The organism is Arthrobacter sp. AG1021, assembly GCF_003633665.1.
In the GTDB taxonomy this organism is placed as follows: Bacteria; Actinomycetota; Actinomycetes; order Actinomycetales; family Micrococcaceae; genus Glutamicibacter; species Glutamicibacter soli.
Genome location: NZ_RBLB01000009.1, coordinates 357,849 through 373,496 on the forward strand (window position 1 = coordinate 357,849; position 15,648 = coordinate 373,496).

12 protein-coding genes are annotated in these 15,648 nt (G+C 59.8%); 8 read left to right on the forward strand and 4 right to left on the reverse strand.

Features of this window, described 5'->3' with window-relative positions; translation table 11 throughout:
• Positions 1 to 184: 184 nt before the first annotated feature.
• The 4 genes from DFO58_RS12835 to DFO58_RS12850 all read right to left on the reverse strand — a co-directional run bounded on the left by DFO58_RS12835 (position 185) and on the right by DFO58_RS12850 (position 5,870).
• A complete protein-coding gene (locus DFO58_RS12835; RefSeq protein WP_120991255.1) occupies positions 185 to 2,293 on the reverse strand; it encodes an ABC transporter ATP-binding protein in 2,109 nt (702 codons plus the stop codon).
• Positions 2,294 to 4,027: an ABC transporter ATP-binding protein gene (locus DFO58_RS12840; protein WP_047120274.1), complete on the reverse strand. Its 1,734-nt coding sequence runs from the start codon at positions 4,025 to 4,027 to the stop codon at positions 2,294 to 2,296. It abuts the gene before it with no gap.
• Positions 4,028 to 4,230: 203 nt separating this feature from the next.
• Positions 4,231 to 5,121 carry a cytochrome c biogenesis CcdA family protein gene (locus DFO58_RS12845; RefSeq protein ID WP_120991257.1) on the reverse strand — a complete coding sequence of 297 codons (891 nt, stop codon included), beginning with the start codon at positions 5,119 to 5,121 and terminating at the stop codon, positions 4,231 to 4,233.
• Positions 5,121 to 5,870, reverse strand: coding sequence for a thioredoxin domain-containing protein (locus DFO58_RS12850; RefSeq protein ID WP_120991259.1), 750 nt, complete (start codon positions 5,868 to 5,870; stop codon positions 5,121 to 5,123). The genes DFO58_RS12845 and DFO58_RS12850 overlap by 1 nt, the downstream gene beginning before the upstream one ends.
• A 167-nt stretch (positions 5,871 to 6,037) precedes the next feature.
• Here DFO58_RS12850 and DFO58_RS12855 point away from each other — a divergent pair, with 167 nt between their 5' ends.
• From DFO58_RS12855 to DFO58_RS12890, 8 genes are all read left to right on the forward strand, one after another.
• The gene (locus DFO58_RS12855; RefSeq protein ID WP_053798944.1) at positions 6,038 to 6,412 is read left to right on the forward strand and encodes a BlaI/MecI/CopY family transcriptional regulator; all 375 of its coding nucleotides are present in this window, start codon (positions 6,038 to 6,040) and stop codon (positions 6,410 to 6,412) included.
• A complete protein-coding gene (locus tag DFO58_RS12860) occupies positions 6,409 to 7,392 on the forward strand; it encodes a M56 family metallopeptidase (RefSeq protein WP_120991261.1) in 984 nt (327 codons plus the stop codon). The genes DFO58_RS12855 and DFO58_RS12860 overlap by 4 nt, the downstream gene beginning before the upstream one ends.
• Before the next feature lie 225 nt (positions 7,393 to 7,617).
• On the forward strand, positions 7,618 to 9,168 hold the full coding sequence (locus DFO58_RS12865; protein ID WP_286163591.1) for an alkaline phosphatase family protein: 1,551 nt from the start codon (positions 7,618 to 7,620) through the stop codon (positions 9,166 to 9,168).
• Positions 9,169 to 9,413: 245 nt separating this feature from the next.
• Positions 9,414 to 10,331: a LysR family transcriptional regulator gene (locus tag DFO58_RS12870; protein ID WP_120991406.1), complete on the forward strand. Its 918-nt coding sequence runs from the start codon at positions 9,414 to 9,416 to the stop codon at positions 10,329 to 10,331.
• Positions 10,332 to 10,493: 162 nt separating this feature from the next.
• Positions 10,494 to 11,828 carry an MFS transporter gene (locus DFO58_RS12875; RefSeq protein ID WP_053798947.1) on the forward strand — a complete coding sequence of 445 codons (1,335 nt, stop codon included), beginning with the start codon at positions 10,494 to 10,496 and terminating at the stop codon, positions 11,826 to 11,828.
• 39 nt (positions 11,829 to 11,867) lie between these two features.
• Positions 11,868 to 13,145 (forward strand): M20 family metallo-hydrolase, encoded by a 1,278-nt coding sequence (locus tag DFO58_RS12880; RefSeq protein ID WP_053798948.1) that lies wholly within the window; start codon positions 11,868 to 11,870, stop codon positions 13,143 to 13,145.
• Positions 13,142 to 14,608 carry an amidase gene (locus DFO58_RS12885; protein ID WP_120991265.1) on the forward strand — a complete coding sequence of 489 codons (1,467 nt, stop codon included), beginning with the start codon at positions 13,142 to 13,144 and terminating at the stop codon, positions 14,606 to 14,608. The genes DFO58_RS12880 and DFO58_RS12885 overlap by 4 nt, the downstream gene beginning before the upstream one ends.
• 670 nt (positions 14,609 to 15,278) lie before the next feature.
• Positions 15,279 to 15,632 (forward strand): hypothetical protein, encoded by a 354-nt coding sequence (locus DFO58_RS12890; RefSeq protein ID WP_147407283.1) that lies wholly within the window; start codon positions 15,279 to 15,281, stop codon positions 15,630 to 15,632.
• Positions 15,633 to 15,648: the final 16 nt, after the last annotated feature.

Sequence of the window (15,648 nt, forward strand, 5' to 3'; positions counted from 1 at the left end):
AGGCAACACCCCGAGCGAGGAAAAGTGAACAAAAATTTTGATCACTGCGCGCCCTCGAAAAAATTTTTATGTCAACCATTTTCCCTGCCGGGATTCGAGCCCAAGCACCCGGAGGAACAGCGGAAGCCGTGGTTGCGGAGGACGAAAATCCTCCGCAACCACGGCTTCCATTTATGCCGGGTTGCTACGAATCCAGGCCTTGGCCGGCTTCCGGAGCCGGCGCGCCGACCACTGGAATTCCTCCGGTGGCGGGGATCGCCAACGCGTCCGGGTTGGCGTCGACGTCCCCGGCCGGGCCGGCGAACTGCGACTGGTACAGGTTGTAGTACGCGCCCTTGGCCGCCAACAGTTGCTCGTGGTTGCCCTGCTCCACGATGCGGCCGGCTTCCATCACCAAGATGGTGTCGGCGTCACGGATCGTGGAGAGGCGGTGGGCGATCACGAAGCTGGTGCGGTCGCTGCGCAGCGCAGCCATGGCCTGCTGCACCAGCAGCTCGGTGCGCGTATCCACGGAGCTGGTTGCCTCGTCCAGGATCAGCAGCGACGGGTTGGCCACGAACGCGCGGGCGATCGTGATCAGCTGCTTCTCGCCGGCCGAGACATTCGTGCCTTCCTCGTCGATCACTGTCTCGTACCCGTCGGGCAACGCGCGCACGAAGCGGTCCACGAAGGTCGCCTTGGCGGCCTGGATGACCTCCTCGTCCGTCGCGTCCAGCCGGCCGTAGCGGATGTTCTCCATGATGGATCCGCCGAACAGCCACGCGTCCTGGAGCACCATGCCGACCTTCGAGCGAAGGTCCGCGCGGGAAAGCTCGGTCACGTCGCGGTCGTCCAGGAGGATGCGCCCGGAGTTCAGCTCGTAGAATCGCATCACCAGGTTCACCAGCGTGGTCTTGCCCGCGCCCGTCGGCCCCACGATGGCGACAGTGTGCCCCGGGTCGGCTTCGAAGGACAGGTTCTCGATCAGCGGCTTCTCCGGAGTGTAGGAGAAGGTCACGTTCTCGAAAGCAACGTGCCCGTCGGTGCGTTCTGGCAGCGTGGCGGACGCCTGGTCCGGCTCCTGCTCCTCGGCGTCCAGCAGCTCGAAGGTACGCTCGGCCGAAGCCACGCCGGACTGCAGCATGTTCGCCACGCCGGCGATCTGGCCCAGCGGCTGGGTGAACTCGCGCGAGTACTGGATGAACGCGGTGGCGTCGCCCAGGCTCATGCTGCCCGAAGCCACACGCAGGCCGCCGACCACGGCGATGCCGACATAGGCCAGGTAGGACACGAAGTTCATGACCGGCATGATCATGCCGGAGACGAACTGGGCGCCGAAGCTCGCCTTGTACAGCTCCTCGTTGCGCGCGGTGAAGCGGTCGACCATATCGTCCTCGCGGCCGAAGACCTTCATCAGCTCGTGGCCGGAGAAGGACTCCTCGATCTGGCCATTCAGCGCGCCGGTGTTCTTCCACTGCGCGGTGAACAGCTTCTGCGCCCGGCTGCCGATGATGCCGGCGGCCGCGGCGGACAGCGGCAGCGCCACCAGGGCGATCAGCGCCATCTGCCAGGAGACCACGAACATCATGATCACGATGCCGATCACGGTCATGACCGACTGCACCAGTTGGCTCAACGCCTGCTGCAACGCATTCTGGATGTTATCCACGTCGTTGGTCACGCGCGAGAGCAGGTCGCCGCGCTGGCGGGTGTCGAAGTAGTTCAGCGGCAGCCGGTTGAGCTTGTCCTCCACGTCCTTGCGCAGCTTGTAGACCACGCGCATCACCAGGCGGTTCAGCAACCAGCCCGAGGCCCAGGAGAAGACCGAGGCGATGAAGTACATGGACAGCACGATCAGGATGTACTGCGACAGCTGGGTGAAGTCGATGCCTTGACCAGGCACGAAGTCCACCTTGGACAGCATGTCCGCCTGGGTCCCTTGGCCGGAGTCGCGCAGCTGCTGGATGATCACATCAGCTGGAGTCCCGGCCGGGATGTTCTTGCCGATCATGCCGGCGAAGATCACGTCCATGGCCTTGCCGAGTACTCGCGGGGCAACCACGGAGAGCACGACGTACACCGCGATCAGCGCGAACACGACCACCATGCCGAGCTTGTACGGAGACATCAGCCCGATCAGGCGCTTGGCCGACGGCCAAAAGTGCTGCGCCTTGCGGACCGGCGCGCCGCCGCTCCAGTCGTCCGAGCCGGCTGCGGCGTCGAACTCGTCGACTGCCGCGAGCTCGGCTTCGAGGTCCGCCATGGTGTCGGTGCTGTTGGCAGCGGATCCGCTCTGGTTCTGCTTCTTCGCCATTTAGGCCACCTCCTCCACGCTGAGCTGGGACGTCACGATTTCCTGATAGGTTTCCGAGGATTCAAGCAGTTCCTCGTGGGTTCCCCGCGCGACGATCTCGCCGTGGTCGAGGACCAGGATCTGGTCCGCGCCGGTGATTGTGGAGACGCGCTGGGCGACGATGATGACCGCCGCGTCCTTGGTCGGCTCGACCAGTGCCGCGCGCAGCTTGGCATCGGTGTTGACGTCCAACGCGGAGAACGAGTCGTCGAAGAGATAGGTCTTCGGCTTGGCGGCCAGGGCGCGGGCGATGCACAGGCGCTGGCGCTGGCCGCCGGAAACGTTGGTTCCGCCCTGGGATACGCCGGATTCCAGCTGGCCTTCGCGTTCGAGCACGAAGTCCTCGGCCTGGGCCACGCGCAGCGCATCCCACAGGTCGTCCTCGCTGGCGTCCTGCGCGCCGAAGCGCAGGTTGCTGGCGATGGTTCCGGAGAACAGGTACGGGCGCTGCGGCACCGCGGAGATGTTCTGCGAGATGGTCTCGCGTCCCAGCTGCTTCAGCGGCATGCCGCCCACCAGGATTTCGCCCTCGGTGGTGTCGTAGAGCCGCGGAATCAGGTTCAGCAAGGTGGTTTTCCCGGAGCCGGTGGATCCGATGATCGCGGTGGTCTGTCCCGGCTTCGCGGTGAAGGAGATGTTGGACAGCACCGGCGCTTCGGCACCCGGGTATCCGAAGGTCACGTTGCGGAACTCGACGGTGCCCGGCTCAGGCAGCAGGGTGTTGTGTTCCTGGGCGTCGCGCATGCTCGGATCGGTATCCAGCACTTCGCTGATGCGGTCTGCCGAAACCATGGCGCGAGGAACCATCATGGCCATGAAGGTACCCATCATGACGGCCATCAGGATCTGGAGCAGGTACTGCAGGAATGCGGTCAGCGCGCCGATTTCCACGTCGCCGTTGTCCACGCGGTGTCCGCCGAACCACAGCACCGCCGCCGTGGACAGGTGCAGGATCATGGTGATCGCCGGGAACATCAGCACAAACAGGTTGCCGACCTTCACGCCGAGGTCGGTCAGCTTCTGGTTGGCGTCGGCGTAGCGTTCGGTTTCATGCTTCTCGCGGACGAAGGCGCGCACCACGCGGATGCCGGTGATCTGCTCGCGCAGCACGCCGTTGATCCCGTCGATGCGAACCTGCATGTCGCGGAACAACGGCATGAGCTTGATGACCAGCAGGCCGACGACAATCAGCACCACCGGCACCGAGACCCAGACCAGCCAGGACAGCCCCGGATCTTCCCGGATCGCCATGATGACGCCGCCCACGGACATGATCGGAGCATTGATCATGAAGTTCAACGCCATCAAGGTCAGCATCTGGATCTGCTGCACGTCGTTGGTGCCGCGCGTGATCAGGGTTGCCGCACCGAACTTGTTGACGTCCTGGGCGGAGAACGTGGAGACCTTCTCGAACACCGCTTGGCGGATATCGCGTCCGATACTCATCGAGGTCTTGGCGCCGAAGTACACGGCGGCCACGGCGGTGGCCACCTGGACCAAGGCCACGATCAGCATCAGGCCGCCGGTGCGCCAGATGTAGTCGATATCCGCGTTGACCACGCCGACGTCGATGATCTTGGCGTTAAGGCTTGGAAGGTAAAGCGTGGCCATGGTGGTGGCCAACTGCAGGATTACGACCGCTGTAATCCATGCCGAATAAGGTTTTGAATGTTTCAGGATGAGCTTCAGAAGCATCGGGTTTGTCCTCGCTAGCATCGGACTCCATGACGCCATCTCCCTCCGGGTTAGGGGCATGGCGAAATAAGAGCGATTGCTAGTCTAACCCCCGCAATCGACATGTGAAGTCATCCTTGCGATTGATTTTTACCAATTAGTGAAATCCTGCGGAATTCCGGGAAAAATCACACCAGAATTTGCCGTGCGTTGGGCCACGGGAATTACCCCTGTCGACCTTCCCGTTCGGCTTCGTCGAGTGCGGAATCCGCCTGCTCGGCAGTCTCCCGTTCAGGGCTCCTGCCGCGTCGAAACCACAGCCAGAAAACGACGGCGGCCAGGACCGCCAAGGCCGCGACATCCACCAGCGGGCTCGACAGCGCGGCGCTGTTTTGCTGCAGCCAGTCCTGCACCTCGAGCGGCACCAGCTGGGGAGCGGATATCAGGCCATTGGTCAGCCAGAAGACCACCCCGACCACAATCAGGAGGATGCCGGTGGCCATCGAGATCACGTGCAGTTCACGCCCGAAGATCTTCACGGTGCGTCCGCGCAATTTGCTGCGGCCGCTCGCGTCGAGCCGGTTCCAGATCCGCGCCAGGATGAACATCGGCACCACCATGCCCGCACCATAAACGGCCAGCAGCACGCCACCGGAAACCGCATCGCCCTGGACCGCGGCGAGGGTGAGCATTGCCCCGAGGATCGGTCCTGCGCAAAAACCGGAGACGCCGCCGACGGCGCCCAAGGCCAACGTCTTCAGCAGGCCCTTGCCCCCGCTGGCCCGCTGCTGGAGCTTGGACATGCCCGGAATCCAGCGGGCCAGGTCGAAACCAACGCCGAAAAAGTACAGGACACCCATGATGATGAGCATCAGCGAGGCAATGAGGACAATCAGATCTCGTTGGGTCGCGAGGAACAGCCCCACTGCGCCCATGCCCAGGCCTGCAGGAACCAGCACCACTGCGAGGCCGAGGTAGAAAACAAGCCCGTGAATATACAGGCGCGGCCCGCTGCCGACGGTGGAAGCGAAGAACGCCGGCAGCAACAGCGCACTGCATGGGCTGAGCAGCGCCAGCATCCCCCCGAGGAACGCCGAGAGCAGGCCGACATCCATTAGTTGGCGTCCTGGGCAGCCAGCGCGGACTCGATCTTGTCGATGAACACGTCCTTGGGCTGGGCACCCATGACCGGCTCACCGTCAATCAGGAATGCAGGGGTCGAGTAGACGCCCAGCTGCAACCCGAGCTGCGCATTGCCCTCGATCACGGTTGCGGCTTGTTCCGACTTCAGGTCCTTGGCGAATTGTTCCGTGTCCAGGCCGAGTTCGGCTGCGAGCCCGGTCAGCGACTTTTCGCTCAGGTCCGCGCCCTTGCGGATGGCGCTTCTGGCAAACAGTTCGTCGTGGTATTCCCAGAACTTGCCCTGTTTGGCCGCGGCGTAGGAAGCCAGCGATGCCCGTTCGGAATCCTCGCCGAAGATGTTGACGTCGCGCCATTCGATGCGGACCTTGCCGTCCTTGGCGTAGTCCAGGACCTGCGGGAGGGTTTCGGTCGACCACTTGGCGCAGAACTTGCACTGGTAGTCGGAGAAGACCACGATCCCCACCGGCGCGTCTACCGGTCCGGCGGCCAGCAAATCGTCAGCTGCACGCAGCTCGAACTGGGTCAGGTCCGGCATCTCCTCCGTTGCGCCGGTCTGCTCCCCCGGCTGCTGGACGGCCGGCTGGTCATTCGGTGCGGCTTGTCCGTCGGAATTGATATTTCCCAGATTCAAGGCCACGAAGACCAGTGCGGCGATGGCCACCAAGGCCAGGACCAGGCCGGCCCACCGGCGTTTCGGCTTTGCCTCAGTCTGGTTTTCCATGAGCTCTCCTTGATGTCCAGGTCCCGCGGAGCCTGCGTCGGCCATAATTTACTATGAAGCATAGTCGACTATGTGTCATAGTAAAGAAACGGCGGCCAGTCGCACCGATCAATGGGTGCTATCGTCAACCCTCAGGACAACGTGAAATTCTCTCGGATTGGAGCGCAATGACTAGCGAGCCCCAGCGGCTGGGACCACTTGAATCCCAGGTTCTCGACGTCCTGTGGCAGGCAGGCTCGTGCACCATTCGGCAGATCATCAATCACCTTGAACGCGACCTGGCGTACACCACGATCGCCACCGTGCTGGGAAACCTAGAACGCAAGGAACTGGTCGCGCCGCTGCGTGGCCAGGGCAAATCCGTGAGCTACCGGGCCGTTGTAGGCCGTGAAGAGCATGCGGCGAGCGTGATGTCCCATGCGCTGGAGACCGGCGGGGATCGTGCAGCCTCCATGCGCTTTTTCGTTCAGTCGATGTCCGCCGAGGAAATCGAGCTGCTCCGGGGATTCCTCGACTCGCCCCAGCCGGGGACCGACGCATGACGGCGCTGGTCACCGCCCTGGTCCTGGCCGCCGGTCTGATTGCGCTTGGCGCATGGGGACCGAAGCTCGTTCACGCCGCCGGACCGTCGTTCAGGCGCCGACCCCGGATGGCCGTCGGGCTGCTGGGAACCGGAATATTCCTCTGGATCGCCGCCGCCCTGTCACTGGCGCCGCTGCTGGTCTGGGCAGGCACCGGCCCGCAGATCCTCTCGGACCGAGCTTCGCAGATCTGCGTTAGCTGCCTGCAGGCAACCAACCCGTTCGCGTCCGCCCAGCTGCCTTGGGCCCCGCCGGCGTTGCTGACCATTTCTTTCTCGCTGCTGGCCTTGGCTGGCTTGATCGCCATCGGTTTGGTGCGCTTGGTCCGCACCGAGCGCAGCACCGAACAGTTATCTCGGGATCTACACGCCCAGGGAGAGTCCCGAACCATTGCCGGAGCCACGGTGCTCGTCGTCCCGGATTCCCGCCCGCTGGCCTTCACCTTTCCTGCACGCAGGGGTGGAATAGTCCTCTCCACGCAGACGTTGCATCAGCTCAACGAGAACGAACTTGCCGGGGTGCTTGCCCATGAAAAAGCGCACCTGTCCCAGCGGCACCATCTCACCAGCCAGATCCTCGAGGCATTGCCGCTGCTGGTACGTCGCATCCCACTGGTTTCAGCCACGCTTCAAAGCATTGCGGAACTGCAGGAGATCGCCGCTGACAACGCCGCCCAGCGTGAGGTCGACACCGCCACCTTGGCTTCGGCACTGCTGAAAATGGGTGGCGGTTCCGCTCCCTCCATGCCAGCTGAACGGCAAGGCGTGGCAGTGCTTAACGCTGCAGGATCCGGACGCATCCAGCAGCTAGTCGGCGCGCACGCTGGGAAGACGAATTTCCGGCCCGCGCTCGCACTGACGCTCTGCTTCGCGCTGCTCGGCGCCGCATGGCTGGCCATCTGCACCCCCTACCTCCAAGCACTGCTCCAAGGCTGCTGGTAGGCAGCCTGTTCATATAAGGTTAACCGCCGCTCACAAGGACAATCGGGAAACGGCAGGTAGATTCAAAGCGCCTTGGATGGACAAGGTCTTAACTTAAACGGAACTTGTTTGAACAAGCCCCATTTCACGGTGTCACCGAGCTTGAAGTGGCTTCACTATGGTTTTGGCTCGCCGGGATGCCGCCGGTCAAATCCCCCATTTTCATAAAATCTGGAGAACATCACAGTGAAGTCATCCTCGCGCGTCCGTGCTGCAATCACCGCTTCGGTACTTGCCCTGGCAGTTGTCATTCCCACCGCGGCCACTGCCTCGCCTTCGCCTGCACCGGAGCCTGCCCCGGCGGCGGCAAAGAAGTCGACCCCGGTCTACGAAGGTCTGCCGTCGGGTGTCAACAAGAAGAAGACTCTCGTCATCGGCCTGGACGGCGCCGCCATGGCGCAGATCAACAAGAAGAACACCCCGAACATGGCCAAGCTGATCAGCGAAGGCATGGTTTCGGAATCGAACCTGTACGCGAACCCGATGGCCCCAACCGTCTCGGGTGCAGGCTGGTCCAGCATCGCCACCGGTGTCTGGCCCGACAAGCACAAGGTGCCGGACAATTCCTTCTCCAACCCGAACTACGACCAGTACCCGGATTACCTGACCCGCATCGAGAATGCCCGCGCCCAGAGCTCGACACTCGTGGCCGGCACCTGGTCCCCGATTCCAGACAAGGTCTTCGCCAAGGGAGCGGATCTCAAGCTGCGCGGCGGCAATGATGCAGGCACCACCGCCAAGGCCCTGGACTATCTGTTGAACGGCAACCCGGACAGCACTTTCGTGCATCTGGACGAGATCGACGGCGCCGGGCACAGCAACGGCAGCGACTCGATCGCCTACACCCGCGGCCACAAGACCGCCGACCAGCAGATCGGCCAGATGCTACAAGCCATCGAGCAGCGCAAGACCTACCACAAGGAAGACTGGGTCGTCATGGTCACCTCCGACCATGGCCACACCCCGGGCGGCGGCCACGGAGGCAGCAGCATCCGCGAGCGCGCGACCTTCGTGATTGCCAACGGCAAGCAGTTCAAGGCCGGCACCGAGCGCCACGACGTCAAGATCACCGACATCGCCCCTACCGTGCTGAAGCACCAGGGCGTGCGCGTCGAGGACGAGTGGAACCTCGACGGCAAGAACATCAACTCCATCGCCGCCGACGACTTCGATACCCTGCGCCCGCACCTGAAGAAGGCCAAGGACGAGTCCAAGCTCAGCGCCCAGACCAAGGGCTGGACCACCACCGCACCGAGCGGTTGGACCATCGACAACTCGGCCATGCCCAAGGGCGGCGTGCGCGAGTGGCGCGGTTGGTCCTTCACCACCGACGAGTTCTGGACCAACACGGATCTGAACCAGGGTCGCGAAACCAGCGTCCACAACCGCAACGTCTTCGCCGTTGCCGACTCGGACGAGTGGGATGACAAGGCGCACGATCCCGGCCAGTTCGACTCCACTCTGATCAGTCCGGAGTACAAGGTCAAGGGCGGCCAGAGCGCCACCCTGAGCTTCGCTTCGAACTACAGGATCGACGGCCCGCAGTCCGGCGAAGTCTTCGTCAGCTTCGACGGCGGCGAGCCGGTATTGGTGAAGTCCTACGACAAGAACTACAACGGCGTGGAGAGCATCGCCATCGATGTTCCGAAGAAAGCGAAGAAAGCACAGGTCTCCTTCCGCTACACCGGCACCAATTCGGCATTCTGGTCCATCGACCAGGTCTCGCTGAAGAAGTAGCCAGCGGCCGCGAACGCATGATGCTAAGTGATAGTAAGGAATTTCCTTACTATCACTTAGCGAATAAGTGATAGTAAGGTCGGTCGGAAGTTCTGATTTGAATCGAGCCGTGGGCGAGCCGCGTAAGCTGTAGAGCTGATTGGCTGGAACCATTCAGAATTGGAAGATGATGCCAGAAGTAATATTTCCGTGCTTCTGGCAGCTTAGCGACGTGAACCAATGTGATGGCGGCCATACTGCTAGATATGAACAAGTCTTTTACGTTGGTGCAGCTACGCTATTTCGGGATGGTAGCGCGCTTGGAGAACATGACGGCCGCGGCTGCGGAGCTCAATGTTACCCAGTCCACGTTGTCATCAGCGATTGGCCGGCTCGAGGAAGAATTTGGTGCAGCTTTATTTACCCGGCGTTCGAGCACGGGGCTACGGCTGACACCAGCAGGCAAGCGCTTGCTACTTGGTTCCCAGGCTTTCCTTGAGGAAGCGGACATGCTCTATCAAGCAGTTCAGGATGAAGGGGATTCACTTACGGGAAATTTGATTATCGGCATATATACACCTATGGCTCCTTTCAAGGCACCAGTGATCTTGCAAGAGTTCGAATCCAGATATCCTCAGGTAAAAGTAACTTTCCATGAAGGCGACCAAGAATCCTTGCGCCAAGCGCTTTTGGATGGAATGTGCGAATTAGCTTTGATGTACAACCAAGGCGTGGGTAAGGAATTTACTCGTCGCGCCCTGGAACTGATCCCTCCGCACATATTGGTACCCGCAGATCATCCGCGGGCGGCAACTCCACGAGAATCTGTGAGTCTTCGTGACTTTGCTGAAGAGCCGCTGATCTTGCTGGATGCAAAGCACACCCGCGAATACTACTTGGAAATGTACAACAAGATTGGTGTAACGCCTCATATTCGCCACGTAGTCACCGGATATGCGACAGTGCGTTCATTTGTAGCGCGCGGGCATGGATATTCCATATTGAATCAACGGTTGGAGAATGACTCGACTTACGCCGGCGGGTCGGTTGTTGGATTGGACATTCTTGAAGATCTGGCACCAATCGAAGTCTCGCTTGTTCGCCCTGCCGGCGCCAAGGCGACACGAAAATCCTTGGCTTTCGAGGAAGTCTGCATTGAAATGTATTCCGCGGGAACCAAATAAGGGCTTCGCTCCGAGAGCTTACCTATCGATTTGTTCGATAGGGCAAACGAATTAATCCGTTAGACGCATGTGACTGCAGTCACGAAAATGGATTCAAGAGCAGGTATCAAGAGCCTTTCGTTGCTTCCCGTGGACCGACGAAAGGCACGAACAGGAGTGTCGATGATAACCGAGACTGAATCCCAAGAACTGCCGAGCGGGTCCTTTCAAAGCACCAAACGCGCTAGCGGAATGCAAAAACGCGTTTTGGCGGGTGGCGGCATTGGACAGTTCATCGAGTTTTACGATTTCACCCTCTACGGTCTGTCAGCGGTAGTTCTATCCCAGCTATTCTTCCCCGGAACTAGCGCGCTGGCGGGCCTGCTGGCAACATTTGCAACGTTCGGCGTTGCTTTCCTTGTCCGCCCACTGGGTGGAATGTTCTTCGGTGCGTTGGGCGACAAGATCGGACGACGCAAAGTTTTGTTCATCACGCTTATTTCCATTGGTGCGGCCACGGCGTTGATCGGCTTGCTCCCGACATACGCAACCATTGGAGCTGCTGCCCCGGCCCTGCTGGTGCTCTGCCGAATGGTTCAGGGCTTCTCAGCCGGCGGTGAATCCGTAGGCGCACCGGCGTTTGTTTTTGAGCATGCACCGGTCGATCGCCGAGGATTCTGGCTAACGATTACATTGGCCGCAACTGCTTTGCCCTCCGTGTTCGGTGGCACCCTGATTCTGGTTCTTTCAAGCAGCATGTCTTCTGAAGCATTCATGTCCTGGGGCTGGCGTGTTCCGTTCCTGTTGGCACTTCCTATGGCTTTCTTTGGCCTGTGGATTCGCGCAAAAACCGAAGAGTCCGATGCTTTTAAGAAGGTACTGGCCAAGGAGAGCAGCAAGGAATTCAGTCCCATCCGCGAGGCCTTCGCCGAGAACAAAGTACGCATGCTACAAGTCATCTTTGTCATGGGCTTGACCGCCATGGGCTTCTATTTCCTTTCCGGATACTTCGTTTCATACGTTCAGGTAACTGGGAATCTCAGCCGTGAACACTCCTTGATGGCCAACGCAACAGCCATGCTGCTGTATGCGCTGCTGCTTCCAGTTGGCGGCCTAATTGGAGATCGAGTCGGACGAAAGCCAATGCTGATTGCCGGCGCAGCTGCACTGGCACTGCTCTCCATCCCATGCTTCATGTTGGTAACCTCGGGATCCCTCACCCTGGCTATCATGGGACAGCTGCTCTTCGTGATTCCCATGTGCATCTATGGCGGTGGTTGCTACACGTTCTTTGTGGAAATCTTCACCACCAAGACCCGTTTCACCTCCGCGGCAATCAGCTACAACGTTGGCTATGCAATCTTTGGCGGCTCGGCACCTTTTGTTGGAACATTCCTGGTATCTCAAACGGGTGTGAGTGCAGCACCAGGCTACTATATGGCGGCAGCAGCGGTCATTGTCTTCCTGCTGCTGACGTTGACCAAGGTTCCTGAAACACACCCCCTCCGGGTCCGCTAAGACAATTTCCACCACGCGATTTTTCAAAGGACTAATACCATGAGCGATACCACCTTCCTTAGCGACTTCCACCACGTAGCTACCATCGGTGCTACCGAGAACAACGGCGTTGATCGTCAGGCAGCAACAGAAGCTGACAAGGCCACCCGTGATTGGTTCGCGGCATTTGCCGCCGAACGTAGCTGGGAAGTTCGAGTCGACGGCATAGGGAATATGTTCGCCCTTGTTGAGTTCGTCCCTGGAGCTCCATATATTCTGCTGGGTTCGCATCTGGACTCTCAGCCGCTGGGCGGCCGCTTCGACGGCGCCTACGGGGTATTGGCAGGGCTGCATGCGGCTGAACGCGTGGTCCGGCGAATCTCCGACTCGAAAACGACGCCAATGTTCAACGTAGCTGTAGTGAACTGGTTCAACGAAGAAGGTGGACGGTTCGCACCCTCCATTATGGGATCTTCGGTCTTTGCTGGACTTATGGATCAAGAGAAGATGCTTGCTGTCAAAGACCTGACCGGAACCACCGTCGCTCAGGCGCTCGAAAGCATTGGCTACTTAGGAACCGATGAACGCCCAAAAGTAGCTGGCTACGCAGAGATCCACATTGAACAAGGTCGCATCCTGGAACGCGAAGGAATCACCTTAGGCGCAGTTGATTACTCTTGGTACACGCAGAAGCTTGACATCGAGGTGCTCGGCGAGCAGTCACACACCGGTGCCACGGCCATGGCTGACCGGCATGACGCGTTGGTCGCGGCATCAAAGGTGGTTCTATTGGTCCATGAGGTGACCAAGAAATTTGCCTCTGAGGCCTTGGTATCTTCCGTTGGGCAGCTTACGTTGGAGCCAAACTCGCCCATCGTCGTGGCCAGGAGGGTGCACCTGGTCGCCGACTTGCGCTCAGCATCCCCGCAGATTGTTGCAGAGGCCAGAGCCTCGCTACTGAAGGACATCGCCGAAATTGCAGCTGCCCACGATATCCGCATCAATGTAAACGACTTTGATATCCGTGATATTCAGTACTACCCGGAAGCTGGATTGGAACTTGCCGAGAAAGCCGCCGCAAATGTGGGTCTTTCGGTGCGCAGGATCCGCACCATGGCTGGACATGATTCCGTGGCCATGAATAGGGTCGTTCCTACCGTAATGATGTTTATTCCATCGGTTGACGGCGTAAGCCACTGCGAACGCGAATTCACCACTGATGAAGACATGGTTGCCGGAGTTAAGGCACTGGAAGAGGTTGCCTGGGAAATGGTGAATGGTGCACTGGCAAAAGACCAGTTAGCGGAACGCGAACTCGCTGAGGCCGGTCGCAAATGACCCAAGTAGATACGACGAGCAAGCAAGAATACTCACTGGCTTATCTTTCGGCAACCGAAACATTGGCAAAGTTCCGAGCACTGGAAATCTCGCCAATAGAAGTTCTTGAAACGCAGATTCAGCGAATCGAACAACGCAACGGGGACCGGGAAACCGGCATCAACGCATTCACAGAAACGCTTTTCGATTCCGCTCGTACAAAAGCCCGTCTGGCCACGGAGCAATATGTTCAGCTGGCCCGAGACTGTGAAACCCCGCCGGCACTACTCGGACTCACCGTGGCAACGAAGGAAAAGCACGGAATTGCCGGGCTCAAACTGGAACAAGGGCTGGCCGCGCATCGAGGTCGCATCGCCGATGATGACCACCCGGTTGTCGAACGCATCAACGCGGCTGGTGGAATCATTCATGCAAGAACCACAAGCCCAGAATTCAGCTGTGCCACGACGACGCACTCACCCATGTGGGGGATCACCAGAAATCCGTGGAACACCAAAACGTCTCCCGGCGGATCGTCGGGCGGATCGGGTGCCGCCCTGGCGGCCGGATTTACCACCTTGGCAACGGCCTCGGACATTGCCGGGTCCACACGTATCCCGGCCGGTTTCACCGGAACAGTTGGCTACAAGGCACCCTATGGGCGCATTCCGGGTCTGGGCGCCTTGGCCGCGGACTGGTACCGCGGAGACGGGCCGATGGGACGAACCGTTGCCGACACAGCGCTGTTGGCCGCCGTCATGTCAGGCCGCCATTTGGCAGACCACCGTTCATGGGGCCGGAACGGACTGAATCCACTGCTTGACGGCGACGTTTCGGGACTGCGTATTGGACTCTCACTCACACTTGGCGATTATCCTGTTTCAAATGAAATTCAGGACAACACGATACAAGTAGCCAAAGCGTTGGAAGCTGCGGGAGCAACGGTTGTTCCAGTGGAACTTCCATGGAATACCTCTCGGATCACCGAGACAACCTTTGCGCATTTTGGCCACATTCTTGGCCCTGCAATGCGGAAGGAAACCGAGGGATTCGAATCCGAATTGGCCCGCTATACCGAGCAATTCATTGCGGATGCCACGGCGGCTGCTACGAGACATACCCTTGTTGATTCCCTAGAAATGGACCGGCAACTGCAGGCTGAATTGGCCTCCGCGATGGAAGGGCTTGATGCCTTGCTATGTCCTACCTCTGCGGTAGCTTCCTTGGATGCCGCTGAGGATTACCTAGATGGGTTGACCATCGATGGCAAACACTTGAGACATTATTGGGAAGGCCATATGACCAGCCCCTTCAACGTCGCCAACCGAAGCCCGGTGGTGGCGGTACCGAGCGGATTATCGTCCGAAGGTGTTCCAACTGGAGTGCAGGTGGTTGGTCATCCGTTTGATGAATCCATGGCTTTCCGCGTTGCGGCTGCCGTCGAGAAACACGCACCCGGACCCACCTTCCAGATATTCGAGTGAATGTCCGCCCCTCGCCTGGATTTCTAATTTGGGCGGGGACGACTCCTTGGCACGAGTCCAGTCGCTTCTTCGGTTGGCGGCCGTTCGGGTTTTGTTCCGGTTCTCGGCTGACGGCCCGGTCCCGGAAGTACAAACGGGAGCACCCGCACCGGGAGAGGACCATGTTCACGGTGGAAGTGTAGATGCCCAGGTGGCAGCCGATGTGGGCCGGGCCCCGCAGCGGTTCACGCGCAGGGCGATTATCCGTCGGTCGGTGTGGGTTCAGGTGCGGTGCGGGCTGAAGCGCTTGTATATGCCTGCTGTGACGTGCTCGCGGTAGTGAGTGGTCCAGCGGTTAGCGGTACCGGTGGAGACTTGGAAGCGGCCGGCAGCGCGGCGCAGGGACCAGCCAGTCTCGAAGATGCTGCGGGCGAGCAGGGTGCGGCTTTGGAAGCGGGGTGGCGTTTGGATTGGACATGGAGAAGCCCTCTGGGTTGTCGTGAATGTTGTCGCAAACACCGCTTCAATCAGAGGCCTTCTCTTTGTCATTGAGCTACGCCGCTTGTTATTAACCTATGTGGGTATCACAACTAGGCGCAGGCTCCAGTTCTGGCCAAGCACTCCGAGCAAGCCGGCTAAGTACCTGTAATTTTTGCACCCACTAGGAGACTTTCACTGCTAGGTTCTGCTCATGGATGCAGAATTACGTGCCTTTATGATGTCCTTCAACAAGCTGGCAGACCTCGCTGAAGAATTCGGCCAGAAGCCCAATGAAGCGCAGCTGGCACCCGTGCTGGAAAAACATCTGAAAGTTTCGCCTAGCTCGCTTCCGCTGATCACCGAGTCATTCGGTTCCCACCGGCTCGCGGATGCCAATATCATTCTTGACCGCATTGCCGGCAACGATCCCTCCGCCAAGATCGTCGGTATCGCCGGGCAGCAAAGATACCATTCGGACTTGGCCGATCTGCTGATGCCGGAGAACCACATGGGTATTGTGGGTGAGCCTTCCTACGCTTCACTTGCTGTGGGCCCGGACCAGTAGCGTCGGTTCCTGACAC

Excerpts from the sequence above, each read along its gene's own strand:
- DFO58_RS12835 (WP_120991255.1), bottom strand. The coding sequence starts at position 2,293 with ATGGCGAAGAAGCAGAACCAGAGCGGATCCGCTGCCAACAGCACCGAC.
- DFO58_RS12840 (WP_047120274.1), bottom strand. The coding sequence starts at position 4,027 with ATGCTTCTGAAGCTCATCCTGAAACATTCAAAACCTTATTCGGCATGG.
- DFO58_RS12845 (WP_120991257.1), bottom strand. The coding sequence starts at position 5,121 with ATGGATGTCGGCCTGCTCTCGGCGTTCCTCGGGGGGATGCTGGCGCTG.
- DFO58_RS12850 (WP_120991259.1), bottom strand. The coding sequence starts at position 5,870 with ATGGAAAACCAGACTGAGGCAAAGCCGAAACGCCGGTGGGCCGGCCTG.
- DFO58_RS12855 (WP_053798944.1), top strand. The coding sequence starts at position 6,038 with ATGACTAGCGAGCCCCAGCGGCTGGGACCACTTGAATCCCAGGTTCTC.
- DFO58_RS12860 (WP_120991261.1), top strand. The coding sequence starts at position 6,409 with ATGACGGCGCTGGTCACCGCCCTGGTCCTGGCCGCCGGTCTGATTGCG.
- DFO58_RS12870 (WP_120991406.1), top strand. The coding sequence starts at position 9,414 with ATGAACAAGTCTTTTACGTTGGTGCAGCTACGCTATTTCGGGATGGTA.
- DFO58_RS12875 (WP_053798947.1), top strand. The coding sequence starts at position 10,494 with ATGATAACCGAGACTGAATCCCAAGAACTGCCGAGCGGGTCCTTTCAA.
- DFO58_RS12880 (WP_053798948.1), top strand. The coding sequence starts at position 11,868 with ATGAGCGATACCACCTTCCTTAGCGACTTCCACCACGTAGCTACCATC.
- DFO58_RS12885 (WP_120991265.1), top strand. The coding sequence starts at position 13,142 with ATGACCCAAGTAGATACGACGAGCAAGCAAGAATACTCACTGGCTTAT.
- DFO58_RS12890 (WP_147407283.1), top strand. The coding sequence starts at position 15,279 with ATGGATGCAGAATTACGTGCCTTTATGATGTCCTTCAACAAGCTGGCA.